Raw genomic sequence first — 26,138 nt, forward strand, 5'->3', positions numbered from 1 at the left:
GCGGACATCACGGCAAAGGGGAACGGCGATGGCCGACGCGAACCGACGCAGCAGCATCCGGCGGATGGCCGCGCGGCCTTTGCCCCTTCTGCTGGGTCTTGCCGCGCTCTCGCTCGCCGCATGTGGCGGTGGCGGTGCACGGCCCTCGCCGACCCCCGCCCCGCCGCCCGCCCCTGCCCCGGCGCCAACCCCGACCCCCACGCCTGCACCCACTCCGACCCCGCCGCCGACGGGCAATTTCGATACCGCCGAAACGCGCCGCTCCGACGGCGTCAATTTCCACGGCGCGATCACCGCCTATCAGGCGGGGGCGACGGGGCAGAATATCCTCGCCGGCGTCATCGACGACGGGATCGATCAGGACAGCCCCGAATTCGCCGGCCGCATCTCGTCGCAATCGATCGACCTCGCCGGATCGCGCGGCATCAACGGCGAGGGGACGCACGGCACCAACGTCGCGCAGCTGTTGCTCGGTGGAAAGAATGACGTCGGCACCTTCGGCATCGCGTTCAACGCCAACCTGCTCGTGCTGCGCGCCGACCGGCCCGGCAGCTGCGCGACCGAAGACCCCTCGAACGACGAAAGCGGCTGCCGTTTTCCCGAAACCGCGATCGCGGCGGGGCTCGACCGTGCGGTCGGCGCGGGCGCGCGCGTCGTCAACATCTCGCTCGGCGGCGAAGACCTGCCCGGTGCCACCTTGCGCGCGGCGGTCTCGCGCGCGACCGCGGCGGGGATTATCGTCATCGTCTCGGCGGGGAATGACGGCGACACGACCGCGAACGGCAATGACCCCAACAACCCCGATTTTTTCGCGCGCGGGCTGCGCGACGCTGGCGGCGGGCTCGTCGTCATTGCCGGATCGGTCAATGAAAATGGCGCGATTTCCGGGTTCAGCAACCGCGCGGGCGGCTATGCCGGCTCCTACCTGAGTGCGCTCGGCGAGGGTGTGTGCTGCGCCTATGAAAATGGCGTGCTCAAGACCGAGGGCAATTTCGTCTTCGTGCTCAACGGCACCAGCTTTGCCGCGCCGCAGGTTGCGGGCGCGGTCGCGCTGATCGCGCAGGCCTTTCCGAACCTGTCGAGCCAGCAGATCGTCTCGCTTCTCTATCAATCGGCGCGCGATGCCGGCGCGGCCGGCGACGATGCGGTGTACGGACAGGGCATCCTCGACATTGCGCGCGCTTTCCAGCCGATGGGCGCCACATCGCTCGCGGGCACCGCGACCGCGGTCGCGCTCGGCGCGCCACTGGGTATCCTCGGCGGTCCGATGGGCGATGCCGGCGGGGCCGGCACGACGGGCCTTGTCACCGACGGCTTCGGCCGCGCTTTCGACGTCGATTTCGGCGGCTCGCTGGGCCAGCGGCGTCCCGACTTCAAGCTTTCGGGCGCGATCGGCGGTCTCGTCCGCCAGCAGAGCGCCGCAAGCCGGTCGCTCGCGCTCTCGCTCGTCACCGCGCCCGGCACCGGCGGCACCGACGCGCTCGCCGGCCTCTCCTTCCACGATGCGCAGCGCGCACGCACCCTCGCCGCCTCGGTGATGACGCGCCTCGATGGACGGACGCGCATCGGCTTTACGGCCGGCCGCGGCACCGGCGGCCTGCTCGCGGGCGAGCGCGGCGAGAGCGGCCACGCGATGCTGATTGGCGACGCCGCGCACGAGGGCTTGGGCTTCGCCGCAAGTCCCGGAATTGGCACGATAATCCGGCATAATATCTTTAATAATCAATATGTTAATATGATATTGGAAAATGGCTGGGTGTCAGGAACACGCTGGCAGGACGACCCCTTCCTCCGCTACCGATCGGGCCATGACAGCCGCTACCAGCGCGTCGGCGCCGCGTGGGATGCGCGCTTCGGCCCGGTCCGCACCGCGCTCGGCGCGAGCTGGCTGCGCGAATCGGACAGCCTCCTCGGCGCCCGCCTCGGCCCGATGTTCGGTGCCGGCGGCGCCACCAGCCTCGTCGGCGATGCCAGCTTCATCCTCGATGTGCGCGATGATTGGAAAGTTGCGGCCGCCTGGCGCCAGATGTGGACACGCCCCGACAGCCAAGGCTTGATTGCGGGCGGCGTGCTCTGGTCGACCGCCTTCTCGTTCGACATTGCCAAGGCGAATCTGATGCGGCCGGGCGACCGCGTCGCGCTCCGTTTCGCCCAGCCGCTGCGCGTCGCGCGCGGCGGCATCGACCTGATGCTTCCCGTCGCGCACGACTATGCGACCGGCCGCACCGACTTCGGCCGCCGCAGCTATAATCTCGCGCCGACGGGCCGCGAACTGGTAGTCGAGGCGAGCTATGCACTGTCGCTCTTCGGCGGAGAACTGATCGCGAATAGCTGGTGGCGCCGCGATCCCGGGCATATCGCCGCGATGCCCGACGACCGGGGTGCGGCGCTTCGCTTTACGATGGGCTTCTGATCGGCTTTAACGCTCCTCAATTCAAATACAGGGGATGCCAGAATGAAGCCGATTCAAATTCTTCCGCTCGCGCTCATCGGCGCGGCGCTCGCCACGCCGCTCGCCGCGCAGGCGCCGACGCGCACGGTGATCCACGCCGGGCAATTGCTCGCCGAACCCGGCAAGCCCGCGCGCGGCGCCTCGACGATCATCGTCGAGGGCGGCAAGATACTGAGCATCGCCGACGGCTATCAGCCCGCCGACCCCGGTGCGACGCTGATCGACCTCAGGGACAAATATGTCCTCCCCGGCCTGATCGACAGCCATGTCCATCTGACCAGCGACGCGGGCGGCATCGCCGGCCAGCTCGAAGAGGTTACGCTCAGCCCCGCCGCGCAGGCGTTCAATGCCGAGGCGAACGGGATGAAGACGCTGCGTGCGGGCTTCACCACCGTCCGCAACCTCGGCGATGGCGACGGCGCAACTCTCGCCCTCAGGGATGCGATCCTCGCGGGCAAGGTGCAGGGGCCGCGCATCGTCGACGCCGGCAACAGCATTTCGGGCAGCGCGGGGCATATGGACGGATCGCTCGGTTATCGCGACGAGCTCCGCCCCTTCTTCGCGGGTGCGGGCAACACCTGCAACGGCGCCGACGACTGCCGCCGCGCGGTGCGGCTGCAGATCGGGCGCGGCGCCGACGTGATCAAATTCGCCTCGACCGGCGGGGTGAACAGCCGAATCGGTGCGGGTCTCGGCAAGCAGATGTTCGACGACGAGGCACAGGCGATCGTCGACACCGCGCATCTGTTCGGCAAGAAGGTCGCGGTCCACGCGCACGGCGCCGACGGCATCCGCCTCGCACTCGACGCGGGGGCCGACTCGATCGAGCATGGCACGATCCTCGACGAGGCGACGATCGCGGCGTGGGCGAAATCGAAGACCTATTATGTCCCGACGCTGTCGACCGTGAACGGCTACAAGGAACGCATCGCGGCGAACGCCAACGCTTATGAACCCGATGTGCTCGCCAAGATCAAATGGCGCATCGAGATCACCGGCAAGAGCTTGCAGCAACTCGTCCCGCGCGGCGTGCGCATCGCCTTCGGCACCGACGCGGGCGTGTCGAAGCACGGCCGCAACGGCGACGAGTTCGAACTGATGGTCCAGCATGGGATGAAACCGGTCGAGGCGCTGAAGGCCGCGACGGTGAACGCCGCCGACCTGCTCGGCCTGTCGAACGAGATCGGCACGATTGCGCCGGGCAAGAGCGCCGACATCATCGCGGTCGCGAGCGATCCGGTCGCCGACGTGCGCGTGCTGAAGAAGGTCGACTTCGTGATGGCGCGCGGGACGGTGGTCGACTGAAATCAGAGCGCGCCGCGCAGCGTCAGCCAGCGATCGCGCTTCGCCGCGAAGCCGATCGTATGCGCGGCGCTGCTCGACGGAAGGTCGACAATCGTGATGCCTTCGAGTGGCGGCAGCTGCTTCCGTCCGATCGCCGCGGCCTTGCCGCCGTTGAAGGCGATCATGCGCAGGTCGGGCAGATCGGCGATCAGCGCCGCGAGGTCGTGCGCCTCGGCTTCGCGGATTTGGCTGTCGCTGCTCATGTGCCGTTCGGCGCTGCGGATCACGTCCCACAGCCCGACCTTGGCCTCGCGCAGCGCGGCCAGCCTGTCGGCATAGGGCAGGTCCGCGAGCGGCTGGCCGATGACCGCGCCGAGCAGGCGCCAGAACTGGTTCGTCGGATGCGCATAATATTGCTGCTCGGCGAGCGAGCGGACGCCGGGCAGGCTCCCGAGAATCAGCAATCGCGTATCGGGCGCGACGTGAGGCGGAAAGCTGGCGTGGCGGACGGCGGGCATGGCTCCCGATAGCCCGCCCCGGCCAGCGCAACAATATTGCCCGCCCCTTGACCCGCGAGGGAATCGGGTCTAGGGGCCCGCTCGACCGAAAAGGGCAGTTTGCTGCCTCTTTCAGTTGCAACAGCGCTTGAACATTGCTGGCGCGGATGGAGCCTCCGGAAGATCTTAGCGATCCGCCGGGGTCTTTTGCTGTTATCAGGTCGGCCCTTTTTCGCCTTTTTTGGCGGGTCAGCGGCCGGAGCTTCATCCACCGCGGTACAGTAACCGTTCGCTTTGATGGGCGGACATTTAAAGGTGAAGCATTCATGCCCACGATCAACCAGCTGGTCCGCAAGGGCCGGACTCCCCAGAAGGTGAAGTCCAAGGTCCCGGCGATGGACGCAAACCCGCAAAAGCGTGGCGTTTGCACCCGTGTCTACACGACGACCCCGAAAAAGCCGAACTCGGCGCTCCGTAAGGTTGCGAAGGTCCGCCTGACCAACCAGCGCGAAGTCATCACCTACATCCCCGGCGAAGGCCACAACCTCCAGGAACACAGCGTTGTGCTGATCCGCGGCGGTCGTGTCCGCGATCTTCCCGGTGTGCGTTACCACGTCCTGCGCGGCGTGCTCGATACGCAGGGCGTGAAGGACCGCAAGCAGAGCCGTTCGAAGTACGGTGCGAAGCGTCCGAAGTAAGGACCGCTTTTTCGGCTATTTGATCATCCCTGGCTGCCCTGGCGCCGGGATGCTGTTGTAAAAGGAATTACCTATGGCTCGTCGTCGTCGTCCTGAACGCCGCGAAATCCTGCCCGATCCCCGTTTCGGTGATACGGTGCTGTCGAAATTCATGAACAGCGTCATGCTGGACGGGAAAAAGTCCGTCGCCGAAAGCATCGTTTACGGTGCGCTCGAGTCGGTCGAAGCCCGTGCCAAGAAGGAACCCATCGGCGTGTTCCACGAAGCGCTGGCGAACATCCGCCCGAACATCGAAGTCCGCAGCCGCCGCGTCGGCGGTGCGACCTATCAGGTTCCGGTCGAAGTCCGTCCCGAACGTGCGCAGGCGCTCGCGATCCGCTGGCTGATCACCGCCGCGCGCAACCGCAGCGAAACCACGATGGCCGCGCGCCTGTCGGGCGAGCTGCTCGACGCGTCGAACAACCGTGGCAACGCCGTAAAGAAGCGTGAAGACACGCATCGCATGGCCGAAGCCAACCGCGCCTTCAGCCACTACCGCTGGTAAGCGCGCGCGGGACGCTGTCGCGTCTCGCAATCGTAACAATCATTCCTATATCGGGGGCGGCTCTAAAGGCCGCCCCCCACATCCAAGGAAAAGACCATGGCACGCAGCCATCCGCTCGAAAATTATCGCAACTTTGGGATCATGGCGCACATCGACGCCGGCAAGACCACGACGACCGAGCGTATCCTTTACTACACCGGCAAGTCCTACAAGATCGGCGAAGTCCATGACGGCGCCGCGACGATGGACTGGATGGAGCAGGAGCAGGAACGCGGCATCACGATCACGTCCGCGGCGACCACTTGCTTGTGGAAGGCCGACGAAGGTCAGGGCCCCGAGCATCGCCTGAACATCATCGACACCCCCGGCCACGTCGACTTCACGATCGAAGTCGAGCGTTCGCTGCGCGTGCTCGACGGCGCGATCACCGCGTTCGACGGCGTTGCCGGCGTTGAGCCGCAGTCGGAAACCGTGTGGCGTCAGGCCGACAAGTATAAAGTTCCGCGCATGTGCTTCGTCAACAAGCTCGACCGCACCGGCGCCGACTTCTATTATTGCGTCCAGACGATCATCGATCGCCTCGGTGCGACCCCGGCCGTCCTCTATCTGCCCATCGGCGCCGAAGGCGACTTCAAGGGTCTCGTCGACTTGGTCAACGAGCGTGCGATCATCTGGAAGGACGAAAGCCTCGGCGCCGAATTCTTCTATGAGGAAATCCCCGCCGACCTCGCCGACAAGGCGGCCGAATATCGCGAAAAGCTCGTCGAACTCGCCGTCGAACAGGACGACGACGCGATGGAAGCCTATCTCGAGGGCACCGTTCCCGACGTCGCGACGCTCAAGAAGCTGATCCGCAAGGGTACGCTGGCACAGGCGTTCGTTCCGGTCCTCTGCGGCTCGGCGTTCAAGAACAAGGGTGTCCAGACGCTGCTCGACGCGGTCGTCGACTATCTGCCGAGCCCGCTCGACATTCCCGACGTTCAGGGCCTGAAGCTCGACGGCGAGACCCCCGATTCGCGTCCGCCGGCCGACGATGCGCCGCTGTCGCTGCTCGCGTTCAAGATCATGAACGACCCGTTCGTCGGCTCGCTCACCTTCGCCCGCATCTATTCGGGTACGCTCAACAAGGGCACGTACCTGAACTCGGTGAAGGACAAGAAGGAAAAGGTTGGCCGCATGCTGCTGATGCATGCGAACAGCCGCGAAGACATCGAAGAAGCCTATGCGGGCGACATCGTTGCGCTCGCCGGCCTCAAGGAAACTACCACCGGGGACACGCTCTGCGCGACCAACGCGCCGATCATCCTCGAGCGGATGGAATTCCCCGAGCCGGTCATCGAGCTGTCGGTGGAGCCGAAGACCAAGGCCGACCAGGAACGTATGGGCATCGCGCTCAACCGCCTGGCCGCCGAGGATCCCTCGTTCCGCGTGTCGACCGACCATGAATCGGGCCAGACGATCATCAAGGGCATGGGCGAGCTTCACCTCGACATCCTCGTCGATCGCATGAAGCGCGAGTTCAAGGTCGAAGCGAACGTCGGCGCGCCGCAGGTGGCGTACCGCGAATCGCTCGCGAAGGCCGTTGACGTCGACTATACCCACAAGAAGCAGTCGGGCGGCTCGGGCCAGTTCGGCCGCGTCAAGGTCAGCGTCGCTCCCGGCGAACGCGGCGCGGGCATCACCTTCATCGACGAGATCAAGGGCGGTAACATTCCGCGCGAATATATCCCGTCGGTCGAAAAGGGCATGCGCGAGTCGGCCGAAAACGGTCACATGATCGGCTTCCCGATCATCGACTTCGAAATCAAGCTCACGGACGGCGCGTACCACGACGTCGACTCGTCGGCGCTGGCGTTCGAAATCGCGGGCCGTGCGGCGATGCGCGAAGTGGCGGCGAAGGCCGGCATCAAGCTGCTCGAGCCGGTGATGAAGGTCGAAGTTGTTACCCCTGAGGAATTCATGGGCGACGTGATCGGCGATCTCAACAGCCGCCGCGGGCAGATCCAGGGCACCGACAGCCGGGGCATCGCCCAGGTCGTCGAGGCGATCGTTCCGCTGGCGAACATGTTCGGCTACGTCAATCAGCTGCGCAGCTTCAGCCAGGGTCGCGCCAGCTATTCGATGCAATTCTCGCATTACGAAGAAGTGCCGACCAACGTCGCCGAAGAAGTGAAGGCCAAGATGGCCTGATGGGTCAAAGCCGCGCGGGCTTGCACCGCGCGGCAAGACCCTCTAAGGGCGGCGCCTGATTCAGCAGGCTCGTCCAGGACTGATCAACGCAAACATTGAACAAGAAGGTTATACCATCATGGCCAAGGCTAAATTTGAGCGGACGAAGCCGCACTGCAACATCGGCACCATCGGTCACGTCGACCATGGCAAGACCTCGCTGACCGCAGCGATCACCAAGGTGCTCGCCGAAACGACCGGCGGCACCGCCGTCGACTTCGCGAACATCGACAAGGCGCCCGAAGAGCGCGAGCGCGGCATCACCATTTCGACTGCACACGTCGAATATGAAACTGCTGACCGCCACTATGCGCACGTCGATTGCCCGGGCCACGCCGACTATGTGAAGAACATGATCACCGGTGCCGCCCAGATGGACGGCGCGATCCTCGTTGTGTCGGCCGCTGACGGCCCGATGCCGCAGACGAAGGAGCACATCCTGCTCGCGAAGCAGGTTGGCGTTCCGACCATGGTTGTCTTCCTCAACAAGGTCGACCAGCTGGACGATCCCGAGCTGCTCGAACTCGTTGAGCTCGAAATCCGCGAAGAACTGTCGAAGCGCGACTTCGACGGCGACAATATCCCGATCATCCCGGGTTCGGCTCTCGCCGCCCTCGAAGGTCGTGACGACGCCATCGGCAAGGACGCGATCCTGAAGCTGATGGCTGCCGTCGACGCGTGGATCCCGCAGCCGGAACGTCCGCTCGACAAGCCCTTCCTGATGCCGATCGAAGACGTGTTCTCGATCTCGGGTCGCGGTACCGTCGTTACCGGCCGTATCGAAACCGGCATCGTCAAGGTTGGTGAAGAGGTCGAAATCGTCGGCATCAAGGACACCAAGAAGACCGTCGTGACCGGCGTCGAAATGTTCCGCAAGCTGCTCGACCAGGGCCAGGCTGGCGACAACGTCGGTGCGCTGATCCGCGGCGTCGGCCGTGAAGAAGTCGAGCGTGGCCAGGTTCTGGCAAAGCCCGGCTCGATCACGCCGCACACCGAGTTCACCTCGGAAGTGTACGTCCTGTCGAAGGACGAAGGCGGCCGTCACACGCCGTTCTTTGCGAACTATCGTCCGCAGTTCTACTTCCGCACCACCGACGTCACCGGCGAAGTCATTCTGCCCGCCGGCACCGAAATGGTCATGCCGGGCGACAACGTCCAGCTGTCGGTCAAGCTGATCGCTCCGATCGCCATGGACCCGGGTCTCCGCTTCGCAATTCGCGAAGGTGGCCGCACGGTCGGCGCAGGGGTTGTGGCCACGGTCACAAAGTAATATAGGGCCGCGAGCCGCGCGATTCGGAACTGATTCGCGCGGCTCGTAGCTTAAAGAATTTTGATGGCCGATCCGGTTTCCCTGCGGAAATCGGAGCAGGCCATTTCGGCTCTTTCGCATCGTTAGACGGGATTCGACTGGAACAGTCATGGAAACGCAGAATATTCGCATTCGCCTGAAGGCCTTTGATCACCGCGTGCTCGATCAGGCCACCACCGACATTGCCGATACGGCACGTCGTACCGGAGCGCTTATTCGCGGCCCGATCCCGCTTCCGACGCGTATTGAAAAATTCACCGTGAACCGCGGCCCGCATGTCGACAAAAAGTCGCGCGAGCAGTTCGAGGTGCGCACCCACAAGCGGCTGCTCGACATCGTGCAGCCCACCCCGCAGACGGTCGACGCGCTCATGAAGCTCGACCTCGCCGCGGGCGTGAACGTTGAGATCAAGCTGGCCTGAGGCCAGCGCAGCCCCGGTGAAAACCGGGGTCTCTATCGGCAGGACACTTCGGTGACTGCATTGTCCGGCGCGATCCGGACCGACGATAGGGTGGATACCGCCGGTCGTTTCTTCGGAAACATCCAGACCGGGCTGCGTCCCCCGTCTCGCCGCTCTCCTAAGGGAAGGCGGCACCTCAGCCCGGACGGGGCGATGTATCGAAATTTTGGGCTGGGAGGGTTCTCGTCGGGGTTTGCCTTGATGAGGTCCCACACGCCGTGCGGAATGGTCCGCCCGGCCTCTGTTGAGGAGTATGATCATGCGGACTGGCGTGATCGCGAAGAAAATGGGGATGACCCGCCTGTTTCAGGACGACGGCCGCCACGTGCCCGTCACCGTCCTGAGCCTCGAAGGCTGTCAGGTCATTTCTGTGCGCGAACAAGAACGTGACGGCTATGTGGCCGTTCAGCTCGGTGCCGGCTCGGCGAAGGCGAAGAATGTTGCGAAGCCGCAGCGTGGCGCTTTCGGCAAGGCCGAAGTTGAGCCCAAGGCGAAGATCGTCGAATTCCGCGTCGCCGACGACGCGACGCTCGACGTCGGCGCCGAACTGTCGGCCGACCATTTCGTCGCCGGCCAGATTGTCGACATCCAGGGCGTGACCCAGGGTAAGGGCTTTGCCGGTGCGATGAAGCGCTGGGGCTTCGGCGGTATGCGCGCGTCCCACGGTGTTTCGATCAGCCACCGTGCGCATGGTTCGACCGGTAACCGCCAGGATCCGGGCCGCGTCTTCAAGAACAAGAAGATGGCCGGCCACATGGGCGCACGCAACCGCACCCAGCAGAATCTCGAAATCGTCCGCACCGACGTCGAGCGCGGCCTTCTCTTCGTCAAGGGTTCGGTCCCTGGCTCGAAGGGCGGCTGGCTGATGGTCCGCGATGCGGTCAAGCTGCCGCGCCACCCCGAGGCCCCCTATCCGGCGGGCATCAAGAGCGCAGCGAACGCCAATCAAGAAGCCCCGGCTGATGCGCCTGTGGAAACCCCGGTTGAAGAAACCGTGGTCGACACTGCCACCACCGACGGCGCACAGGAGTCCTGATCATGAAGGTCAAGGTTCACACCATCGACGGCAAGGCCGGCGCGGACATCGATCTTAACGACGATGTGTTCGGCGTCGACCCGCGTGCCGACATTCTCCACCGTGTCGTCAGCTGGCAGCTCGAAAAGCGCCGTGGTCCGGCTCGCGCCGCCCGCGAACGCAGCGACGTGTCGCGCACCGGCAAGAAGTTCGGTCGCCAGAAGGGCGGCGGTACGGCTCGTCACGGCGATCGCGCAGCTCCGATCTTCATCGGCGGCGGCAAGGCGCATGGTCCGCGTGCCCGCACCTTCGGCCACTCGCTGAACAAGAAGATCCGCACGCTCGGCCTGAAAATGGCGCTGAGCGACAAGGCGAAGGGCGGCAAGATCCTCGTTCTCGACACGCTCGAGCTCAAGGACGCCAAGACCAAGGCGCTCGCCGGCCAGCTCGGCAAGCTCGAACTCGGCAATCGCGCACTCTTCATCGACGGTGATGCAGTGCACGAAAGCTTCGCCATGGCGTCGGCCAACCTGATCGGCATCAACTCGATGCCGGCCGCGGGTGCCAACGTCTATGACATTTTGCGCGCCGATACGCTGGTCCTGACCCGCGCCGGCCTCGAAAAGCTGGAGGCACGCTTCAATGGCTAAGGCAAAAACAGTCGACGCGCGTCACTATGACGTGATCCTCGCTCCGGTGATCACCGAAAAGTCGACGCTGCTCAGCGAAAATGACGCCGTGGTGTTCAAGGTTGCGAACGACGCAACCAAGCCCGCGATCAAGGCCGCCGTCGAGGCGCTGTTCGATGTCAAGGTTCTCAGCGTCAACACGCTGATCACCAAGGGCAAGACCAAGCGCTGGAAGGGCAAGCCCTACACCCGCAGCGACGTGAAGAAGGCGATCGTTCGCCTGGCCGAAGGCCAGACGATCGACGTCACGACCGGCGTCTGATTGTAGGAAGAGGCAGAGAAAATGGCACTTAAATCCTATAATCCGACCAGCCCCGCGCAGCGCGGCCTGATCCTCGTCGACAAGTCGTCGCTGTGGAAGGGCAAGCCCGTCAAGGCGCTGACCGAAGGCAAGAACAAGACCGGTGGCCGCAACAACAAGGGTCATGTGACCTCGCGCGGTATCGCCGGTGGCCACAAGCAGAAGTACCGCTTCATCGACTTCAAGCGTCGCAAGTGGGACATGCCGGCTACCGTCGAGCGTCTGGAATATGACCCCAACCGCACGGCGTTCATCGCGCTCGTCAAGTATGAAGACGGTGAGCAGACCTACATCCTGGCGCCGCAGCGTCTGGCCGTTGGCGACACCGTCGTTGCCGGCAAGAAGACCGACGTGAAGCCGGGCAATGCGATGGAATTGTCGCAGATGCCTGTCGGCACGATCGTCCACAATATCGAGATGAAGCCGGGCAAGGGTGGCCAGATCGCCCGTTCGGCTGGCACTTATGCACAGGTCGTCGGTCGCGACCGCGGTCTCGTCATCGTGCGTCTCGGTTCGGGCGAGCAGCGTTACATTCGCGGCGAGTGCATGGGCACGGTCGGTGCGGTGTCGAACCCCGACAACCAGAACACCAACCTGGGCAAGGCCGGTCGTAATCGCTGGCTCGGCAAGCGCCCGCTGACGCGCGGTGTTGCAAAGAACCCGGTCGATCACCCGCATGGCGGCGGCGAAGGCCGTACCTCGGGCGGCCGTCACCCGGTTACCCCGTGGGGCAAGCCGACGAAGGGTGCGCGTACGCGCCACAACAAGTCGACCGACAAGATGATCATCCGGTCGCGTCACGCGAAGAAGAAGAGGTAAGCCATGGCTCGCTCGGTCTGGAAGGGTCCTTTCGTGGACCTCCATCTGCTCAAGAAAGCCGAAACGGCCCAGGACGGCGGCAGCAATGCCCCGATCAAGACCTGGTCGCGTCGGTCCACCATCCTGCCGCAGTTCGTGGGGCTGACCTTCAACGTCTACAACGGCCGCAAGTTCGTGCCGGTGTCGGTGAACGAAGACATGGTCGGCATGAAGCTGGGTGAATTTGCGCCGACGCGCTTCTTCCCCGGTCACGCTGCTGACAAGAAGGGCAAACGCTAATGGGCAAGGAAAAGTCCCCCCGCCGCGTTGCGGATAACGAGGCTCTCTCGGTCGGCACGCAGATTCGCGGTTCGGCGCAGAAGCTGAACCTCGTTGCCGCGCTGATCCGCGGCCGCAAGGTCGAAGACGCGATGAACATCCTCACCTTCTCGAAGAAGGCGATGGCTGTCGACGTGCGCAAGGTTCTCGCCAGCGCGGTCGCCAACGCGGAAAACAACCACAACCTCGACGTTGATGCGCTCGTCATCAAGGAAGCGAGCGTGGGCAAGTCGATCTCGATGAAGCGCTGGCACGCTCGTGGCCGCGGCAAGTCGACCCGGATCGTCAAGCCGTTCAGCCGCATCCGCATTGTCGTGCGCGAACAGGAAGAAGAGGCGTAAGATGGGCCAGAAGAGCAATCCGATCGGCCTGCGCCTGCAGGTCAACCGCACCTGGGACAGCCGCTGGTTCGCCGAAGGCCAGGACTATGGCCGCATGCTGGTCGAGGATCTGAAGATCCGCCAGTATGTGTTCAAGAACCTGCCGCAGGCCGCGATCTCGAAGGTCGTGATCGAACGTCCGGCGAAGCTGTGCCGCGTCTCGATCTATGCCGCCCGTCCGGGCGTCATCATCGGCAAGAAGGGCGCGGACATCGAAAAGCTGCGCAAGAAGCTCGGTGAACTGACGGGCAGCGACGTGTCGCTGAACATCGTCGAAATCCGCAAGCCCGAAGTCGACGCCAAGCTCGTCGGCCAGGGCATTGCCGATCAGCTCGAACGCCGCGTCGCGTTCCGTCGCGCCATGAAGCGCGCGGTTCAGTCGGCGATGCGTCTGGGCGCCGAAGGCATCCGCATCAACTGCGCCGGCCGTCTCGGCGGCGCGGAAATCGCGCGCACCGAATGGTACCGCGAAGGCCGGGTGCCGCTTCACACGCTGCGCGCCAATGTCGACTATGCCGAATCGACCGCTCACACCGCCTATGGCGTGTGCGGGATCAAGGTGTGGATCTTCAAGGGCGAGATTCTCGGCCACGACCCGATGGCGACCGACCGTCTGATGCTCGATGCACAGACGACCGGCGTCCGTCCGGCTCGTGAAGATCGCCGCTAAGGACTGCTGACATGCTGCAACCGAAAAAAACCAAGTTCCGCAAGGCTTTCAAGGGCCGCATCCATGGCAATGCCAAGGGCGGAACCAGCCTGAACTTCGGCTCCTACGGGCTGAAGGCAATGGAACCCGAGCGCATCACCGCACGCCAGATCGAAGCGGCTCGCCGTGCGATCAGCCGCGCGATCAAGCGTCAGGGCCGTTTGTGGATCCGCATCTTCCCCGACGTCCCCGTGTCGTCGAAGCCTGCCGAAGTCCGTATGGGTAAGGGCAAGGGTTCGCCGGAATTCTGGGCCGCTCGCGTGAAGCCGGGTCGCATCCTGTTCGAACTCGACGGCGTCCCCGGCCCCGTGGCCGCGCTGGCGTTCGAACGCGCCGCGATGAAGCTGCCGATCAAGACGAAGGTGATTGCCCGTCTCGGCGACACCTCGCATCTGGAGGGTTAAGGGCCATGTCCAAGACCGAAGATTTCAAGGCCAAGACCGACGACCAGCTCGCCGAACAGCTTGGCGAACTGAAGCGCGAGGCGTTCAACCTCCGCTTCCAGGCGGCCACCGGCCAGCTTGAAAAAGCATCGCGCGTCAAGGAAGTGCGGCGCTCGATCGCCCGCATCAAGACGCAGCAGACCGAGCGCACGCGCTCGGTCGCGAAGTAAGGAGACTATCGATGCCGAAGCGCATTCTGACCGGTACGGTGGTGTCCGACAAGGGCGACAAGACCGTCGTGGTGAAGGTCGAACGGAAGGTGAAGCACCCTCTGTACGGCAAGATCATCCGCCGCTCGAAAAAGTATCACGCCCACGATGAGGACAACGCCATCAAGGCCGGCGAAACCGTCCGCATCGAGGAAACGAAGCCGATTTCGAAGCTGAAGACGTGGAAGGTGCTCGACAAGGTCGACACCCACAGCAAGCCCAAGACGGCTGCTGACGCCTAAGCTGAGTTTCACGGAACCGCCGGGGCATCCCGGTAGGCCAAAAGAGAAGGAAATGCATCGATGATCCAGATGCAGTCACAATTGGAAGTCGCTGACAACAGCGGTGCCAAGCGCGTCCAGTGCATCAAGGTGCTGGGCGGGTCGAAGCGTCGTACCGCCGGCGTGGGCGACGTGATCGTCGTGTCGATCAAGGAAGCCCAGCCCCGCGGCAAGGTGAAGAAGGGTGACGTGCATCGCGCCGTTATCGTTCGCACCGCCAAGGACGTGCGCCGCGCCGATGGCTCGGTCATCCGTTTCGACAGCAACGCCGCGGTGCTCGTCAACAAGAATGAGGAGCCGATCGGCACCCGTATCTTCGGCCCCGTCGTCCGCGAACTGCGCGGCCGCGGCTATATGAAGATCATCAGCCTGGCACCGGAGGTTCTCTGACCATGAGCATGGCAAAGATCAAGAAGGGCGACACGGTTGTCATCCTGTCCGGCAAGGACAAGGGCAAGACCGGCGAAGTGACGCAGAGCCTGCCGAAAGACGGCAAGGTCGTCGTCGCTGGCGTCAATGTCATCACGCGCCACCGCAAGCCGAGCCAGACCAACCCGCAGGGTGGCCTGGAGCGCAAGGAAGCGCCGCTGTACGCGAGCAAGGTCGCGATTGCCGATCCCAAGACCGGCAAGCCGACCCGCGTTCGTTTTGAAACCAAGGACGGCAAGAAGGTCCGCGTGGCCGTGAAGTCCGGGGAGACGCTCAATGGCTGACAACTACACCCCGCGCATGCGCACTCGCTATGACGATGTGATCGTCAAGGCGATGACCGAGAAGTTCGGTTACAAGAATGCGATGGAAGTGCCGAAGATCGAAAAGATCACGCTCAACATGGGCGTCGGCGAAGCCACGCAGGACAAGAAGAAGGTCGAATCGGCGGCTGCCGAGATGGAACTCATCGCCGGCCAGAAGCCTGTCGTGACCAAGGCGAAGAAGTCGATCGCACAGTTCAAGCTGCGCGAAGGCATGCCGATCGGCTGCAAGGTGACCCTGCGCCGCGAACGCATGTACGAATTCCTCGATCGCCTGATCACGATCGCAATGCCGCGCATCCGCGACTTCCGCGGCGTGTCGGCGACGAGCTTCGACGGCCGTGGCAACTATGCCATGGGCCTGAAAGAGCAGATCATCTTCCCCGAGATCAACTATGACCGCATCGACCAGGTGCGCGGCATGGACGTGATCGTCACCACCACCGCCCGTACGGACGATGAAGCCCGCGAACTGCTCAAGCTGTTCGGCTTCCCCTTCCCGATCGAAGCGCAGGAAAAGGAAGCCGCCTGATCCCCCCGGGATCTGGCAGGCTCTTTCAAGAAGGAAAGAGAACTTAAGTCATGGCGAAACTGAGTTCGGTAAACAAGAACGAGCGTCGCAAGCAGCTGGTGAAGAAATACGCCGGCCGTTACGCGAAGCTGAAGGCGATTGCAGCGGACAACTCGCTCGACGATGGCGAGCGTCTGATCGCGCGCCTCAAGATGGCGGAAATCCCGCGCAATGGTAACCCGACCCGCATCCGTAACCGGTGCGAGCTGACGGGGCGCCCGCGCGCTTATTATCGCAAATTCCGGCTGTGCCGTATCCAGCTCCGCGATCTGGCCAACAAGGGCCTGATCCCCGGTGTTGTGAAGTCGAGCTGGTAAGGGACTGACAAGATGGCAATGACCGATCCCCTGGGTGATATGCTCACCCGCATCCGCAACGGCCAGACGGCGAAGAAGGACAGCGTCCTGACGCCGGCTTCGACCCTGCGTGTCCGCGTTCTCGATGTTCTCCAGCGCGAAGGCTATATCCGCGGCTACAGCGAAGAAGCGCTGGGTGCCAAGGGTCAGCACAAGGGCATCCGCATCGAACTGAAATATTTCGAAGGGCAGCCGGCGATCCGCCATGTGGCGCGCGTTTCGAAGCCGGGCCGCCGCGTCTATTCGGGTTCGAAAGAACTTCCGATCATTCGCAACGGCCTTGGTATCACCATCGTGTCGACCCCGCGCGGCGTTCTCTCGGACGCCGAAGCACGCGAACATAATGTCGGCGGCGAAGTGCTGGCGGAGGTGTTCTGATGTCGCGCATTGGTAAAAAGGCAGTGGCAATCCCCGGCGGCGTTACCGCCGCGATCGACGGCGGCCAGCTTTCGGTCAAGGGCCCGAAGGGCACGCTCGCGATGCCGCTTTCCGACCTCATCAACTATGAAGTCGCCGAAGGCAGCATCTCGGTCCAGCCCGCGAACGGTACCCGCGAAGCTCGCGCTTTCTGGGGCATGCAGCGCACGCTGGTGCAGAACCTGATCACGGGTGTGACCGAAGGCTTCACCAAGGTCCTCGAAATCACCGGTGTCGGCTATCGCGCCAACTCGCAGGGCAAGAATCTGAAGCTGCAGCTCGGCTACAGCCACGATGTCGATTTCGCGGTGCCCGAAGGCATCGAGATCAAGACGCCGGACAACACGACGATCGAGATCAGCGGCATCGACAAGCAGCAGGTCGGCCAGGTCGCGGCGGAAATCCGCCGTTGGCGTAAGCCCGAACCCTATAAGGGCAAGGGCATCAAATATCGCGGCGAGTACATCTTCCGCAAAGAAGGCAAGAAGAAGTAAGCCATGGCACATCTTACCCCTTTCCAAAAACGCCGTCAGCGCGTCCGTACCGCCCTCCGTCAGCGCGCGGGTGGCCGCGCTCGCCTGTCGGTGCACCGTTCGGGCCGCCACATCTACGCTCAGCTCATCGATGACGCTGCCGGGCAGACGCTCGCTGCGGCCTCGACGCTGGACAAGGATGTCCGCGGCAAGACCGGCGCGACCACCGCGGCGGCTGCCGACGTTGGCAAGCGCCTCGCCGCAGCTGCGAAAAAGGCGGGCGTGACGCAGGTCGTGTTCGACCGCGGCGGTTTCCTGTTCCACGGGCGCATCAAGGCGCTGGCCGACGCGGCTCGCGAAGGCGGATTGGAGTTCTAATGATGGCAGACGAAGTACAGAACGTCGAAGGCGCTCCCGAAGCAGCCCCCACCGATGGCCAGGCTCCGCGCCGCGGCCGTGGCGGCGGCCGCGATGGTGGCCGTGGCGGTCGTGACGGTGGCCGTGGCCGCCGCGACGATCGCCGTCCGCGCGACGAAGACGGTGGCGAAGAGCTGATCGAAAAGCTCGTTCACATCAACCGCGTCTCGAAGACCGTGAAGGGCGGCAAGCGCTTCGGTTTTGCCGCGCTCGTCGTCGTCGGCGACGGCAAGGGCCGCGCCGGTTTCGGTCATGGCAAGGCGCGCGAAGTGCCCGAAGCCATTTCGAAGGCGACCGCTGCCGCGAAGAAGGCGATGATTCGCGTTCCGCTGCGCGACGGCCGCACGCTGCACCATGATGGCCGTGGCCATTTCGGTGCCGGCAATGTGACGCTGCGTTCGGCACCCGCCGGTACCGGCATCATCGCCGGTGGCCCGATGCGCGCCGTGTTCGAATCGCTGGGCGTGGCCGATGTGGTGACCAAGTCGGTCGGCACCTCGAACCCCTACAACATGATCCGTGCGACCTTCGAAGCGCTCGGCGAGCAGACCAGCCCGAAGTCGGTCGCGCAGCGCCGCGGCAAGAAGGTTTCGGACCTGATCAAGCGTGGCGGTGCGTCCGACCGCGCAGCCGAGGCGGAAGCCGCGGCGGTGACGGAGTAAGACGATGGCTGACAAGAAGATCAAGATCCGCCAGATCGGCTCGCCGATCCGTCGTCCCAAGAGCCAGCGTGCGATCCTGACCGGCCTCGGCCTGGGCAAGATGCACCGCGAGGTCGAACTGGTCGACACCCCGGAAGTGCGCGGCATGATCCGCAAGCTGCCGCACATGGTCGAAGTCGTCGAGGGCTGAACCCCTCGCGACCCGACCTTTACCTATCAGCGCGATAAAAGCGAAAGCGAGTGCAATGACGATCAAGCTTAATGAACTTCGTGACAATGATGGCGCCCGCAAGGGCCGTATGCGCGTCGGACGCGGCATCGGCTCGGGCAAGGGCAAGACCGCCGGCCGCGGCCAGAAGGGCCAGAAGGCCCGCAGCGGCGTCGCGATCAACGGCTTCGAAGGCGGCCAGATGCCGCTCCACATGCGTATTCCGAAGCGCGGCTTCAACAACATCTTTGGCAAGGATTTCGCGATCGTGAATCTGGGCATGATCCAGAAGCTGGTCGACGAGAAGAAGCTCGACGCCAAGGCTGTCATCGATCACGCCGCGCTCAAGGCCGCCGGCGTTGCCCGCGGCGGCAAGGACGGCGTCCGCCTCCTCGCCAAGGGTGAAATCACCGCGAAGCTGAACTTCGCCGTTGCCGGCGCGTCGAAGGGCGCGATCGAAGCGGTCGAAAAAGCTGGCGGCAAGGTCGAACTGCCCGAACCCAAGGCCGAAGGCGAAGGCAAGAAAGCCAAGCGCAAGGCCGAGGCGGCAGCCAAGAACTAATGCTTACGGGGGCGGGTCGGCGACAGGTCGATCCGCCCCCGACGCATCTGAATTCGGGCCTTTGCCCTTGCGCTTCGTGACTGGCGAACGCACATAGGCGCCGGGTCGCGGGGGCGCGGTCCGCCACTCGAGGAAAGATCACCATGGCCTCTCGCGCCGACCAGCTTGCTTCCAACCTGAACTTTTCGAAGTTCGGTCAGGCGACCGAACTCAAGAACCGTATCTGGTTCACGATCGGCGCGCTGATCGTCTTCCGTTTCCTGTCGTTCGTGCCGCTGCCGGGGGTCGACCCCGTTGCGCTGGCGTCGCTCTACAGCCAGGCGGCGTCGGGCGGCGTGCTCGACATCTTCAACACCTTCTCGGGCGGCAGCCTGGAGCGCATGAGCATCATCGCGCTCGGCGTCATGCCCTATATCACGGCGTCGATCGTCGTGCAGCTGGCGGCGGCGTTGTCGCCCAGCCTCGCCGCGCTCAAGAAAGAGGGCGAAAGCGGGCGCAAGAAGCTCAACCAGTATACGCGCTACGGCACGGTTTTCCTGACCGCGATCCAGGGCTATTTCATCGCCGTCGGGCTTGAATCGCTCGGCGCGACGCAGGGCATCGCCGCGGTCGTCGACCCCGGCATGATGTTCCGCATCGGCGCGGTCATCAGCATCGTCGGCGGTACGCTCTTCCTGATGTGGCTCGGCGAACAGATCACCAGCCGCGGGATCGGCAACGGCGTGTCGCTGATCATCATGGCGGGCATTCTCGCGCAGCTGCCGCGCAGCTTTGCCCAGATGTTCACGCAGGTGCGCGAAGGCTCGATGGGCGGCGGCACGATCCTCGCGGTCGTCGGCGGCGCGATCGTCATCATCGCGTTCATCAGCTTCATGGAACGCGCGCAGCGCCGCGTCCTCGTTCAATACCCGAAGCGCGCGACGCAGCGCGGCGGGATGCAGGCCGACCGCAGCCATCTGCCGCTCAAGGTCAACACCGCCGGCGTGATCCCGCCGATCTTCGCCTCGTCGCTGCTGCTGATGCCGCTGACGGTCACGCAGATGATGGGCCAGAACGTTCAGGGCGACACCGCGACCGGCGATTTCCTGATCACGCTCAACCAGTATCTCGCGCACGGGCAGCCGCTGTATATGGCGCTCTATGCCGCGGGCATCATCTTCTTCTGCTTCTTTTACGTCGCGGTCGTCTTCAACCCCGAAGAAACCGCCGACAATCTGAAGCGCCAGAACGGGTTCATCCCCGGCATCCGCCCGGGCAAGAACACCGCCGCCTATCTCGACCATGTGCTGACGCGCATCACCGTGCTCGGTGCGGCCTATCTGGCGGCGATCTGTCTGATCCCCGAATATTTCATCGCCGGATCGGGTCTGCCGTTCCAGCTCGGCGGTACCAGCCTGCTGATCATCGTGAACGTCACGATCGACACGATCAGCCAGATCCAGAGCCACATGCTCGCGCATCAATATGGCGACCTCATCAAGAAGGCCAAATTGAAGGGGGGCGTTGCGCGGCGCTAAAGCGCCCGCTACGCCAACCGCGACACGGTAGGGCAAACAGGGGTCCCCATGACGCTGAATATCATTTTGCTGGGTCCGCCGGGTGCGGGCAAGGGAACGCAGGCGGTGCGCCTGGAAGACGAGCATGGCATGGTCCAGCTCTCGACCGGCGACATGCTCCGCGCCGCGGTCAAGGCGGGAACGCCGATCGGCGTGCAGGCGAAAGCCGTGATGGATGCGGGCGAACTCGTCTCGGACGAAATCGTCTCGGGCCTGATCGGCGAACGGCTCGACCAGCTCGGCAGCGACGTTTCGGTGATCTTCGACGGTTATCCGCGCACCGCGGCGCAGGCCGAAGCGCTCGACACCATCCTGTCGGCGCGCGGCCGCAAGCTCGACCATGTGATCGAGCTGCAGGTCGAGGAAGATGCGCTCGTCGATCGCATCACCGGCCGCTTCAGCTGCGCCAAGTGCGGCGCGGGCTATCATGATCGCTACAAGCTGCCGAAGGTCGAAGGCACCTGCGACGTTTGCGGCAGCGACGAATTCAAGCGCCGTCCCGACGACAATGAGGAAACGGTGCGCACGCGCATGGCCGAATATCGCGCCAAGACCGCGCCGATCCTGCCGATCTACGAAGCGCGCGGGATCGTCACCCACGTCGACGGGATGGCGCCGATCGACGAGGTCAACGACGCAATCGAAACCATCCTGGCGACTGCTGGCTAGCCAGTCCCCCCGGCGCCGGTTATTGAGGCGCCAAGGGGGACAGGCTGATGGCAATTTCCAGATATTTCGCAGGTGCGGCGCTGATCGCGGCGCTTGCCTTTGCGCCGGCTGCAAACGCCAAGGTTGTCGACCAGAGCGAGATCGGTTTCGCCGTGGCGCATACGGCGCAGGTCGCCGCGACCCCCGCCGATGTGTGGAAAATGCTCCGCATGCCGCAAAGCTGGTGGTCGAAGGATCATAGCTGGTCGGGCGACGCCGCGAACTTCTGGCTCGATCAGCAGGCGGGCGGCTGTTTCTGCGAGAAATTGCCCGACACCGGGGCGGGCGTCGGCAGCGTCCAGCACGCGCGCATCCTCTTTTCGAAACCGAACCAGATGCTGCGCCTGTCGGGCGCGTTCGGGCCGCTCCAGGGTGAGGCGCTGACCGGGACGCTGACGATCCAGATCAAGGAAACCCCGACGGGCAGCGCGCTGCGCTTCGACTATGTCGTCGGCGGCTATATGCGCTTCAAGATCGCAGACATCGCGCCCGCCGTCGACAAGGTGATCGGCGAGCAGTTGCTCGGCCTCGCGAATGCGCTCGGCGGCGCGCTACCCCCGACCCGCGACGAAAAGGCCGCGGGCGAGGCGGCGGAAAAGCCGAAGGCCGAAACGCCGCCCGCGAAGGAAGAGCCGGGGCTGGGCGCCGCGGTCGCCGATCTGGTCGAGGAAGAGGCAAAGCCCGCCCCCGACGAACGCCGCTAGGCGTCGGGCTTTCCGCGCAGCTTGGCGAGCGCCGCAAATGGCCCCGCGGCCTCTTCGCTGAGCACGCCCTTTTCGGCGAGGATGCGGTCGGCGTCGGGATGGCGCGGGAAGGGGTTGAGCGCGAGCGAGAGCGTTTGTACCGCGGCTTCGCCGAGGTCGGCGCGGTCACCCTCGAGCGGCAACAGATCGAGATCGTCGCTGCCGATCTCGATCTCTTCGTCCTCGCCCACGGGCGCATCGACATCGCGCAGGAAGCGCAGGTCGAACGGTTCGACGATTGCCGCTGGAACGGGCAGGTCGGTCGCGGCGCAGGCTTGCACGACATGCGCCTGCACCTCACCCTTCGCGCCGATGCCGCCGGCGATCGCGCGGACTTCGCCAGTGACGACGAAGCGGTCGAGCGCGACGAGCGCCAGCCGCTCGGCTATTCGCGCGCGCGTCTCGGCATCGGCCTCGATCGAAAGGGTACGGCCATGCGCGGCGTCGGCCAGCGTCACGACGAGCGAGAATTCGGGCGGCGTGCTCAACGTGCGGCTCCACCGAGATGGTCTGCGATAATAAGATCGACGACCGGGGTGGCCGCGAGTGCGGCCCGTAGAACAGCGACTTCCGCCATCACATGGGTGAGTCCGGCTTCGGCGGGCTCTTGGCCGCGCCACAGATTACGGACCAGCGCGCCGCGCAATTCGTCCGATCCATCGGCGGCGCGATAGGCGCCGAGCCGCCCGCCGAGCGCGCTCATCATCCGGCCGACCTGCTTGCCGACGACCATGTCGCCAAAGCCGATCTGGCGCATCTGCCCATCCATGTCGTTCACGAACAATTCGGTGAGCTGGACGCCCGCGAGCCCGTGCGCCGGTTCGTCGTCGATCCGGTGCAGCACGAGCGCCATCACCAGGCTGATCATGTCGAAGCGGCCGTCGAGCGTGTCGGGAACGCTGCCTTGCGCGTACCAGTGCGGCGCGCGCGCGGCGGCGACGACGGCGTTCCATAGCGGGCGGCGGGCCTCGCGCGGGTCTGGATCGGATTTGAAGAGTTTGCGAAGTGAGAACATGGCAGCTGCTTAGGCGCATTCGGGCCGCCCGAAAAGAGCCGCCGGTCAGCTTGTGGCAAGCTTTGCCGCGGCACAAGCGGCTTGTGCGCGCTGTCCGCTTGCGGTTAAGAGGCGCGAGAGCCAGCGCCGACCGCCCGGACAAGCGGCGGACAGGCGCAACGGAGATATTTGATGCCGAATTCGATCCTTTCGCTTCCTGCCCCGCGCGCGCGCCTCGTCGTGCTCGGCCTCGCCGTCGCGCTCGCCACCAGCGGTTGCGCGCAGCTCAAGGGACGGCAGGGCTATGTCGTCGATCCGTTGCTGACCGAGGCGATCACGCCCGGCGTCGATAACCGCGAATCGGTCGAAAAGACGCTCGGCCGCCCGACCTTCGTCGGCCAGTTCAGCAACAATGAATATTATTATGTCTCGCGCGAAACGCGTCAGCTCGCCTTCGCCAAGCCGCGCCCGGTCGATCAGCAGGTGCTGCGCGTCCGTTTCGACGCCGCGGGCAATGTCGCCGCGGTTGATCGCACCGGTCTCGAACTGGTGAGCAAGATCAACCCCGAAGGCGACAAGACGCCGACGCTCGGCCGTCATCGCAGCTTCTTCGAAGATATCTTCGGCAACATCGGCGCCGTCGGTGCGCCGGGTGCGGGTGCGCCGGGGCAATAAGCCCGCAGATACCGGCAACGGACAGAAAAGCGGCGGTGCCCCGGGGCACCGCCGCTTTTTCTTATTGCGCTATCCCGCCGGCCGCGAGCACCGCCAGCGTGACGAGGTCCGACGCGGTCGACGCCATCGTCGCGACCTGCACCGGCTTTTCCATGCCGACGAGCATCGGGCCGATGACGGCGCCGCCGCCGAGTTCGCGGAGCAGCTTCGCCGAGAGATTGGCCGATTGCAGCCCCGGCATGATCAGGACATTCGCGGGTCCCGACAGGCGGCAGAAGGGATAATTCTTCATCACCTTCTCATTGAGCGCGACGTCGGGTGCCATTTCGCCTTCATATTCGAAGGCGGGCCCCCGCTGGTCGAGGATCGATACCGCCTCGCGGATGCTTTCGAGCCAGCTTCCCTCGGGATTGCCGAAGGTCGAGTAGGACAGGAAAGCGACGCGCGGTTCGTGACCCATGCGCCGCGCGACCTGCGCCGTGCGCTCGGCGATATCGGCGAGCATCTCGGCGGTCGGCCGCTCGTTCACCGTCGTATCGGACATGAAGATGGTGTGGTGCTGATCGACCAGAATGTGGATACCGAACGGCGTCTTGCCCTCGGCATGGTCGATCACGCGCCGGATTTCGCGCATCGACTGCGAGTAGGTGCGCGTCGTGCCCGTGATCATCGCATCGCCGAGCCCCATTTTGAGCAAGAGCGAACCGAAGATGTTGCGGTCGCGATTGACCATGCGCTCGACGTCGCGGCGGAGGTATCCGCGGCGCTGCAGCCGTTCGTAAAGCATGTCGACCATCTGCGGGACGTGCGGCGAATTGACGCTGTTGTGGACCTCGAAGCTTTCGGCGTCGGCGACGCCCATCGCGCGAAGCTTGTCGTGCAGCCCCTCGCGCCCGACGAGCACGGGGATTCCGTACCCGCCATCGCGGAACTGGATCGCGGCGCGAAGCACGACTTCCTCTTCGCCCTCGGCAAAGACGACGCGCTTCGGATTGTTGCGCGCGGCTTCATAGGCGAGCGTCAGCACCGAGGTGGTCGGATTGAGCCGCGCGCGGAGCTGGGTGCGATATTCGTCGAGATTGTCGATCGGCCGCTGCGCGACGCCGCTCTTCATCGCCGCTTCGGCGACCGCCGCCGGCACGATTTCCATCAGCCGCGGATCGAAGGGCGAGGGGATGATATATTCGGGGCCGAAGCTCGATGCGCGCCCGCCATAGGCCGCGGCGACCTCCTCGGGCACCTGCTGGCGCGCAAGGTCGGCAATCGCATACGCAGCCGCGATCTTCATCTCCTCGTTGATCGCGGTCGCATGGACGTCGAGCGCGCCGCGGAAGATGAAGGGGAAGCAGAGCACATTGTTGACCTGGTTCGGATAGTCCGACCGTCCCGTCGCGATGATCGCGTCAGGTCTTGCTGCACGGGCGTCCGGCGGCGAGATTTCGGGATCGGGGTTCGCCATCGCAAAGATGATCGGCGCGGGCGCCATATCCTTCACCATCTCGGGCTTCAGCGCCCCCGCGGCGGACAGGCCGAGGAACACGTCGGCGCCGACGAGCGCTTCGGTCAGGTTCCGCGCTTCGGTCGGCACCGCATGCGCCGACTTCCACTGGTCCATGCTTTCGGTGCGGCCCTGATAGATCGTGCCCTTGCGGTCGCACATGATGACATTTTCGTGCCGCACGCCCATCGCCTTGATCAGCGCGGTGCATGCGATCGCCGCGGCGCCGGCGCCGTTGACGACGACCTTCACCGTCGCGAGATCGCGTCCCGTCAGGTAACAGGCGTTGATCAGGCCCGCCGCGGTGATGATCGCGGTGCCGTGCTGGTCGTCATGGAACACCGGGATGTTCATGCGTTCTTTCAGCGCCGCCTCGATGATGAAGCAGTTGGGCGCGGCAATATCCTCGAGGTTGATGCCGCCAAAGCTCGGCGCGAGCAGTTCGACCGCCTCGATAAAGCGCTGCGGATCTTCGGTGTCGACCTCGAGGTCGATCGAATCGACGTCGGCGAAGCGCTTGAACAGCACCGCCTTGCCTTCCATCACGGGTTTCGATGCGAGCGCGCCGAGGTTGCCGAGCCCCAGGATCGCGGTACCGTTCGAGATCACCGCGACCAGATTGCCCTTGATCGTATAATCATAGGCCTTGGCCGGATCCTCGGCGATCGCGAGCACCGGAACCGCCACACCGGGCGAATAGGCAAGGCTGAGGTCGCGCTGCGTCGCCATCGGTTTCGACGCGACGATCTCGATTTTCCCGGGCCGGCCATAGGCGTGGTACAGCAGCGCCTCGCGGTCCGAAAATTGCACCTTGCTGCCACTATCCATCGTTTATCCTCTCAAATGAATTCACAAGATGCGCGCCCGAGCCCATTCCCTAGCGTCGCCAAGCGGAAATGGAACCCGCGA

Annotated in this window: 35 protein-coding genes; 31 read left to right on the forward strand and 4 right to left on the reverse strand. The window is 64.4% G+C overall.

The genetic code is table 11. From position 1 onward, the window contains the following. Positions 1-28 precede the first annotated feature (28 nt). Both J2X38_RS00610 and J2X38_RS00615 read left to right on the forward strand, forming a co-directional pair. Complete coding sequence (locus J2X38_RS00610) at positions 29-2,413, forward strand: S8 family peptidase (RefSeq protein WP_310250000.1); 2,385 nt, start codon at positions 29-31, stop codon at positions 2,411-2,413. Positions 2,414-2,455: 42 nt separating this feature from the next. After that, positions 2,456-3,757 carry an amidohydrolase family protein gene (locus tag J2X38_RS00615; protein WP_310250002.1) on the forward strand — a complete coding sequence of 434 codons (1,302 nt, stop codon included), beginning with the start codon at positions 2,456-2,458 and terminating at the stop codon, positions 3,755-3,757. A 2-nt stretch (positions 3,758-3,759) separates the two neighbouring features. Here the strand turns inward: J2X38_RS00615 and J2X38_RS00620 are convergent, their stop codons facing one another. After that, positions 3,760-4,254 carry a DNA-deoxyinosine glycosylase gene (locus J2X38_RS00620; RefSeq protein ID WP_310250004.1) on the reverse strand — a complete coding sequence of 165 codons (495 nt, stop codon included), beginning with the start codon at positions 4,252-4,254 and terminating at the stop codon, positions 3,760-3,762. A 305-nt stretch (positions 4,255-4,559) separates the two neighbouring features. On the opposite strand from J2X38_RS00620, the gene rpsL reads away from it, so the two are divergent. The 28 genes from rpsL (at position 4,560) to J2X38_RS00760 (ending at position 22,023) form a co-directional block, all read left to right on the forward strand. Then, complete coding sequence (gene rpsL / locus J2X38_RS00625) at positions 4,560-4,931, forward strand: 30S ribosomal protein S12 (protein ID WP_037515637.1); 372 nt, start codon at positions 4,560-4,562, stop codon at positions 4,929-4,931. Positions 4,932-5,004: 73 nt separating this feature from the next. Next, positions 5,005-5,475, forward strand: coding sequence for a 30S ribosomal protein S7 (rpsG, locus tag J2X38_RS00630; RefSeq protein ID WP_039578261.1), 471 nt, complete (start codon positions 5,005-5,007; stop codon positions 5,473-5,475). Positions 5,476-5,571: 96 nt separating this feature from the next. Next, positions 5,572-7,665 carry an elongation factor G gene (gene fusA / locus J2X38_RS00635; RefSeq protein WP_310250007.1) on the forward strand — a complete coding sequence of 698 codons (2,094 nt, stop codon included), beginning with the start codon at positions 5,572-5,574 and terminating at the stop codon, positions 7,663-7,665. A 118-nt stretch (positions 7,666-7,783) separates the two neighbouring features. Beyond that, positions 7,784-8,974, forward strand: a complete 1,191-nt coding sequence (gene tuf / locus J2X38_RS00640; RefSeq protein ID WP_058539580.1) for an elongation factor Tu — start codon at positions 7,784-7,786, stop codon at positions 8,972-8,974. A 148-nt stretch (positions 8,975-9,122) separates the two neighbouring features. Beyond that, positions 9,123-9,434 carry a 30S ribosomal protein S10 gene (rpsJ, locus tag J2X38_RS00645; RefSeq protein WP_003042199.1) on the forward strand — a complete coding sequence of 104 codons (312 nt, stop codon included), beginning with the start codon at positions 9,123-9,125 and terminating at the stop codon, positions 9,432-9,434. 298 nt (positions 9,435-9,732) lie between these two features. Beyond that, positions 9,733-10,509: a 50S ribosomal protein L3 gene (gene rplC, locus J2X38_RS00650; protein ID WP_058539599.1), complete on the forward strand. Its 777-nt coding sequence runs from the start codon at positions 9,733-9,735 to the stop codon at positions 10,507-10,509. A gap of 2 nt (positions 10,510-10,511) precedes the next feature. Beyond that, positions 10,512-11,138: a 50S ribosomal protein L4 gene (gene rplD, locus J2X38_RS00655; RefSeq protein ID WP_310250021.1), complete on the forward strand. Its 627-nt coding sequence runs from the start codon at positions 10,512-10,514 to the stop codon at positions 11,136-11,138. After that, positions 11,131-11,439, forward strand: coding sequence for a 50S ribosomal protein L23 (locus J2X38_RS00660; protein ID WP_037515644.1), 309 nt, complete (start codon positions 11,131-11,133; stop codon positions 11,437-11,439). Before rplD ends, J2X38_RS00660 begins: the two co-directional genes overlap by 8 nt. 21 nt (positions 11,440-11,460) lie before the next feature. Further along, entirely contained in the window at positions 11,461-12,297 is an 837-nt protein-coding gene (gene rplB, locus J2X38_RS00665) for a 50S ribosomal protein L2 (RefSeq protein ID WP_039578277.1), read from the forward strand. Positions 12,298-12,300: 3 nt separating this feature from the next. Further along, positions 12,301-12,576 carry a 30S ribosomal protein S19 gene (rpsS, locus tag J2X38_RS00670; RefSeq protein WP_037515648.1) on the forward strand — a complete coding sequence of 92 codons (276 nt, stop codon included), beginning with the start codon at positions 12,301-12,303 and terminating at the stop codon, positions 12,574-12,576. Continuing rightward, complete coding sequence (gene rplV, locus J2X38_RS00675) at positions 12,576-12,956, forward strand: 50S ribosomal protein L22 (protein WP_037515650.1); 381 nt, start codon at positions 12,576-12,578, stop codon at positions 12,954-12,956. Before rpsS ends, rplV begins: the two co-directional genes overlap by 1 nt. 1 nt (position 12,957) lies before the next feature. Next, positions 12,958-13,665, forward strand: coding sequence for a 30S ribosomal protein S3 (gene rpsC / locus J2X38_RS00680; RefSeq protein WP_037515652.1), 708 nt, complete (start codon positions 12,958-12,960; stop codon positions 13,663-13,665). Positions 13,666-13,676: 11 nt separating this feature from the next. After that, positions 13,677-14,108 (forward strand): 50S ribosomal protein L16, encoded by a 432-nt coding sequence (rplP, locus tag J2X38_RS00685; protein WP_037515653.1) that lies wholly within the window; start codon positions 13,677-13,679, stop codon positions 14,106-14,108. 5 nt (positions 14,109-14,113) lie between these two features. After that, on the forward strand, positions 14,114-14,317 hold the full coding sequence (gene rpmC, locus J2X38_RS00690) for a 50S ribosomal protein L29 (protein ID WP_310250030.1): 204 nt from the start codon (positions 14,114-14,116) through the stop codon (positions 14,315-14,317). 11 nt (positions 14,318-14,328) lie between these two features. Continuing rightward, positions 14,329-14,598, forward strand: coding sequence for a 30S ribosomal protein S17 (gene rpsQ / locus J2X38_RS00695; protein ID WP_039578283.1), 270 nt, complete (start codon positions 14,329-14,331; stop codon positions 14,596-14,598). 60 nt (positions 14,599-14,658) lie between these two features. Then, a complete protein-coding gene (gene rplN / locus J2X38_RS00700) occupies positions 14,659-15,027 on the forward strand; it encodes a 50S ribosomal protein L14 (protein ID WP_011543078.1) in 369 nt (122 codons plus the stop codon). Between the two features lie 2 nt (positions 15,028-15,029). After that, the gene (rplX, locus tag J2X38_RS00705; protein ID WP_056373119.1) at positions 15,030-15,350 is read left to right on the forward strand and encodes a 50S ribosomal protein L24; all 321 of its coding nucleotides are present in this window, start codon (positions 15,030-15,032) and stop codon (positions 15,348-15,350) included. After that, the gene (gene rplE, locus J2X38_RS00710; RefSeq protein ID WP_058539579.1) at positions 15,343-15,921 is read left to right on the forward strand and encodes a 50S ribosomal protein L5; all 579 of its coding nucleotides are present in this window, start codon (positions 15,343-15,345) and stop codon (positions 15,919-15,921) included. The genes rplX and rplE overlap by 8 nt, the downstream gene beginning before the upstream one ends. A 50-nt stretch (positions 15,922-15,971) precedes the next feature. Continuing rightward, positions 15,972-16,277: a 30S ribosomal protein S14 gene (gene rpsN / locus J2X38_RS00715; RefSeq protein WP_058539578.1), complete on the forward strand. Its 306-nt coding sequence runs from the start codon at positions 15,972-15,974 to the stop codon at positions 16,275-16,277. Between the two features lie 12 nt (positions 16,278-16,289). Next, positions 16,290-16,694 (forward strand): 30S ribosomal protein S8, encoded by a 405-nt coding sequence (gene rpsH, locus J2X38_RS00720; RefSeq protein WP_037515661.1) that lies wholly within the window; start codon positions 16,290-16,292, stop codon positions 16,692-16,694. Continuing rightward, positions 16,694-17,227: a 50S ribosomal protein L6 gene (gene rplF / locus J2X38_RS00725; protein ID WP_056373116.1), complete on the forward strand. Its 534-nt coding sequence runs from the start codon at positions 16,694-16,696 to the stop codon at positions 17,225-17,227. Before rpsH ends, rplF begins: the two co-directional genes overlap by 1 nt. Before the next feature lie 3 nt (positions 17,228-17,230). Further along, positions 17,231-17,584: a 50S ribosomal protein L18 gene (rplR, locus tag J2X38_RS00730; protein WP_058539577.1), complete on the forward strand. Its 354-nt coding sequence runs from the start codon at positions 17,231-17,233 to the stop codon at positions 17,582-17,584. Between the two features lie 2 nt (positions 17,585-17,586). Further along, positions 17,587-18,285: a 30S ribosomal protein S5 gene (rpsE, locus tag J2X38_RS00735; protein WP_082521561.1), complete on the forward strand. Its 699-nt coding sequence runs from the start codon at positions 17,587-17,589 to the stop codon at positions 18,283-18,285. Between the two features lie 4 nt (positions 18,286-18,289). Next, a complete protein-coding gene (gene rpmD / locus J2X38_RS00740; RefSeq protein ID WP_037515666.1) occupies positions 18,290-18,475 on the forward strand; it encodes a 50S ribosomal protein L30 in 186 nt (61 codons plus the stop codon). A 55-nt stretch (positions 18,476-18,530) separates the two neighbouring features. After that, entirely contained in the window at positions 18,531-19,055 is a 525-nt protein-coding gene (rplO, locus tag J2X38_RS00745; protein WP_082521560.1) for a 50S ribosomal protein L15, read from the forward strand. A gap of 143 nt (positions 19,056-19,198) precedes the next feature. Further along, the gene (gene secY / locus J2X38_RS00750) at positions 19,199-20,572 is read left to right on the forward strand and encodes a preprotein translocase subunit SecY (RefSeq protein ID WP_058539576.1); all 1,374 of its coding nucleotides are present in this window, start codon (positions 19,199-19,201) and stop codon (positions 20,570-20,572) included. Positions 20,573-20,620: 48 nt separating this feature from the next. Further along, a complete protein-coding gene (locus J2X38_RS00755) occupies positions 20,621-21,280 on the forward strand; it encodes an adenylate kinase (RefSeq protein ID WP_310250048.1) in 660 nt (219 codons plus the stop codon). A 47-nt stretch (positions 21,281-21,327) separates the two neighbouring features. Further along, on the forward strand, positions 21,328-22,023 hold the full coding sequence (locus tag J2X38_RS00760; protein ID WP_310250051.1) for a hypothetical protein: 696 nt from the start codon (positions 21,328-21,330) through the stop codon (positions 22,021-22,023). Here J2X38_RS00760 and J2X38_RS00765 read toward each other — a convergent pair. Continuing rightward, on the reverse strand, positions 22,020-22,550 hold the full coding sequence (locus J2X38_RS00765; RefSeq protein ID WP_310250054.1) for a YceD family protein: 531 nt from the start codon (positions 22,548-22,550) through the stop codon (positions 22,020-22,022). The genes J2X38_RS00760 and J2X38_RS00765 overlap by 4 nt on opposite strands. Next, entirely contained in the window at positions 22,547-23,077 is a 531-nt protein-coding gene (locus J2X38_RS00770) for a ubiquinol-cytochrome C chaperone family protein (RefSeq protein WP_310250058.1), read from the reverse strand. Before J2X38_RS00770 ends, J2X38_RS00765 begins: the two co-directional genes overlap by 4 nt. A 171-nt stretch (positions 23,078-23,248) precedes the next feature. Between J2X38_RS00770 and J2X38_RS00775 the strand changes: the two genes are divergently transcribed. Next, on the forward strand, positions 23,249-23,731 hold the full coding sequence (locus J2X38_RS00775; RefSeq protein WP_310250061.1) for an outer membrane protein assembly factor BamE: 483 nt from the start codon (positions 23,249-23,251) through the stop codon (positions 23,729-23,731). A 61-nt stretch (positions 23,732-23,792) separates the two neighbouring features. On the opposite strand, the gene J2X38_RS00780 is transcribed toward J2X38_RS00775, so the two are convergent. Continuing rightward, positions 23,793-26,057, reverse strand: a complete 2,265-nt coding sequence (locus J2X38_RS00780; protein WP_310250064.1) for an NADP-dependent malic enzyme — start codon at positions 26,055-26,057, stop codon at positions 23,793-23,795. Between the last annotated feature and the right edge of the window lie 81 nt (positions 26,058-26,138).

The organism is Sphingopyxis sp. BE235, assembly GCF_031457175.1.
Classification (GTDB): Bacteria; Pseudomonadota; Alphaproteobacteria; order Sphingomonadales; family Sphingomonadaceae; genus Sphingopyxis.

Excerpts from the sequence above, each read along its gene's own strand:
- J2X38_RS00775 (WP_310250061.1), top strand. The coding sequence starts at position 23,249 with ATGCCGAATTCGATCCTTTCGCTTCCTGCCCCGCGCGCGCGCCTCGTC.
- tuf (WP_058539580.1), top strand. The coding sequence starts at position 7,784 with ATGGCCAAGGCTAAATTTGAGCGGACGAAGCCGCACTGCAACATCGGC.
- J2X38_RS00755 (WP_310250048.1), top strand. The coding sequence starts at position 20,621 with ATGACGCTGAATATCATTTTGCTGGGTCCGCCGGGTGCGGGCAAGGGA.
- rpsQ (WP_039578283.1), top strand. The coding sequence starts at position 14,329 with ATGCCGAAGCGCATTCTGACCGGTACGGTGGTGTCCGACAAGGGCGAC.
- rplN (WP_011543078.1), top strand. The coding sequence starts at position 14,659 with ATGATCCAGATGCAGTCACAATTGGAAGTCGCTGACAACAGCGGTGCC.
- rpsS (WP_037515648.1), top strand. The coding sequence starts at position 12,301 with ATGGCTCGCTCGGTCTGGAAGGGTCCTTTCGTGGACCTCCATCTGCTC.
- rplV (WP_037515650.1), top strand. The coding sequence starts at position 12,576 with ATGGGCAAGGAAAAGTCCCCCCGCCGCGTTGCGGATAACGAGGCTCTC.
- rplP (WP_037515653.1), top strand. The coding sequence starts at position 13,677 with ATGCTGCAACCGAAAAAAACCAAGTTCCGCAAGGCTTTCAAGGGCCGC.
- rplE (WP_058539579.1), top strand. The coding sequence starts at position 15,343 with ATGGCTGACAACTACACCCCGCGCATGCGCACTCGCTATGACGATGTG.
- rplC (WP_058539599.1), top strand. The coding sequence starts at position 9,733 with ATGCGGACTGGCGTGATCGCGAAGAAAATGGGGATGACCCGCCTGTTT.
- rplF (WP_056373116.1), top strand. The coding sequence starts at position 16,694 with ATGTCGCGCATTGGTAAAAAGGCAGTGGCAATCCCCGGCGGCGTTACC.
- rpsL (WP_037515637.1), top strand. The coding sequence starts at position 4,560 with ATGCCCACGATCAACCAGCTGGTCCGCAAGGGCCGGACTCCCCAGAAG.
- J2X38_RS00770 (WP_310250058.1), bottom strand. The coding sequence starts at position 23,077 with ATGTTCTCACTTCGCAAACTCTTCAAATCCGATCCAGACCCGCGCGAG.
- rplX (WP_056373119.1), top strand. The coding sequence starts at position 15,030 with ATGAGCATGGCAAAGATCAAGAAGGGCGACACGGTTGTCATCCTGTCC.
- rplB (WP_039578277.1), top strand. The coding sequence starts at position 11,461 with ATGGCACTTAAATCCTATAATCCGACCAGCCCCGCGCAGCGCGGCCTG.
- J2X38_RS00615 (WP_310250002.1), top strand. The coding sequence starts at position 2,456 with ATGAAGCCGATTCAAATTCTTCCGCTCGCGCTCATCGGCGCGGCGCTC.
- J2X38_RS00780 (WP_310250064.1), bottom strand. The coding sequence starts at position 26,057 with ATGGATAGTGGCAGCAAGGTGCAATTTTCGGACCGCGAGGCGCTGCTG.
- rplD (WP_310250021.1), top strand. The coding sequence starts at position 10,512 with ATGAAGGTCAAGGTTCACACCATCGACGGCAAGGCCGGCGCGGACATC.
- rpsE (WP_082521561.1), top strand. The coding sequence starts at position 17,587 with ATGGCAGACGAAGTACAGAACGTCGAAGGCGCTCCCGAAGCAGCCCCC.
- rplO (WP_082521560.1), top strand. The coding sequence starts at position 18,531 with ATGACGATCAAGCTTAATGAACTTCGTGACAATGATGGCGCCCGCAAG.
- J2X38_RS00610 (WP_310250000.1), top strand. The coding sequence starts at position 29 with ATGGCCGACGCGAACCGACGCAGCAGCATCCGGCGGATGGCCGCGCGG.
- rpsN (WP_058539578.1), top strand. The coding sequence starts at position 15,972 with ATGGCGAAACTGAGTTCGGTAAACAAGAACGAGCGTCGCAAGCAGCTG.
- secY (WP_058539576.1), top strand. The coding sequence starts at position 19,199 with ATGGCCTCTCGCGCCGACCAGCTTGCTTCCAACCTGAACTTTTCGAAG.
- J2X38_RS00760 (WP_310250051.1), top strand. The coding sequence starts at position 21,328 with ATGGCAATTTCCAGATATTTCGCAGGTGCGGCGCTGATCGCGGCGCTT.
- J2X38_RS00660 (WP_037515644.1), top strand. The coding sequence starts at position 11,131 with ATGGCTAAGGCAAAAACAGTCGACGCGCGTCACTATGACGTGATCCTC.
- rplR (WP_058539577.1), top strand. The coding sequence starts at position 17,231 with ATGGCACATCTTACCCCTTTCCAAAAACGCCGTCAGCGCGTCCGTACC.
- rpsG (WP_039578261.1), top strand. The coding sequence starts at position 5,005 with ATGGCTCGTCGTCGTCGTCCTGAACGCCGCGAAATCCTGCCCGATCCC.
- rpsJ (WP_003042199.1), top strand. The coding sequence starts at position 9,123 with ATGGAAACGCAGAATATTCGCATTCGCCTGAAGGCCTTTGATCACCGC.
- fusA (WP_310250007.1), top strand. The coding sequence starts at position 5,572 with ATGGCACGCAGCCATCCGCTCGAAAATTATCGCAACTTTGGGATCATG.
- rpmC (WP_310250030.1), top strand. The coding sequence starts at position 14,114 with ATGTCCAAGACCGAAGATTTCAAGGCCAAGACCGACGACCAGCTCGCC.
- J2X38_RS00620 (WP_310250004.1), bottom strand. The coding sequence starts at position 4,254 with ATGCCCGCCGTCCGCCACGCCAGCTTTCCGCCTCACGTCGCGCCCGAT.
- rpmD (WP_037515666.1), top strand. The coding sequence starts at position 18,290 with ATGGCTGACAAGAAGATCAAGATCCGCCAGATCGGCTCGCCGATCCGT.
- rpsC (WP_037515652.1), top strand. The coding sequence starts at position 12,958 with ATGGGCCAGAAGAGCAATCCGATCGGCCTGCGCCTGCAGGTCAACCGC.
- rpsH (WP_037515661.1), top strand. The coding sequence starts at position 16,290 with ATGGCAATGACCGATCCCCTGGGTGATATGCTCACCCGCATCCGCAAC.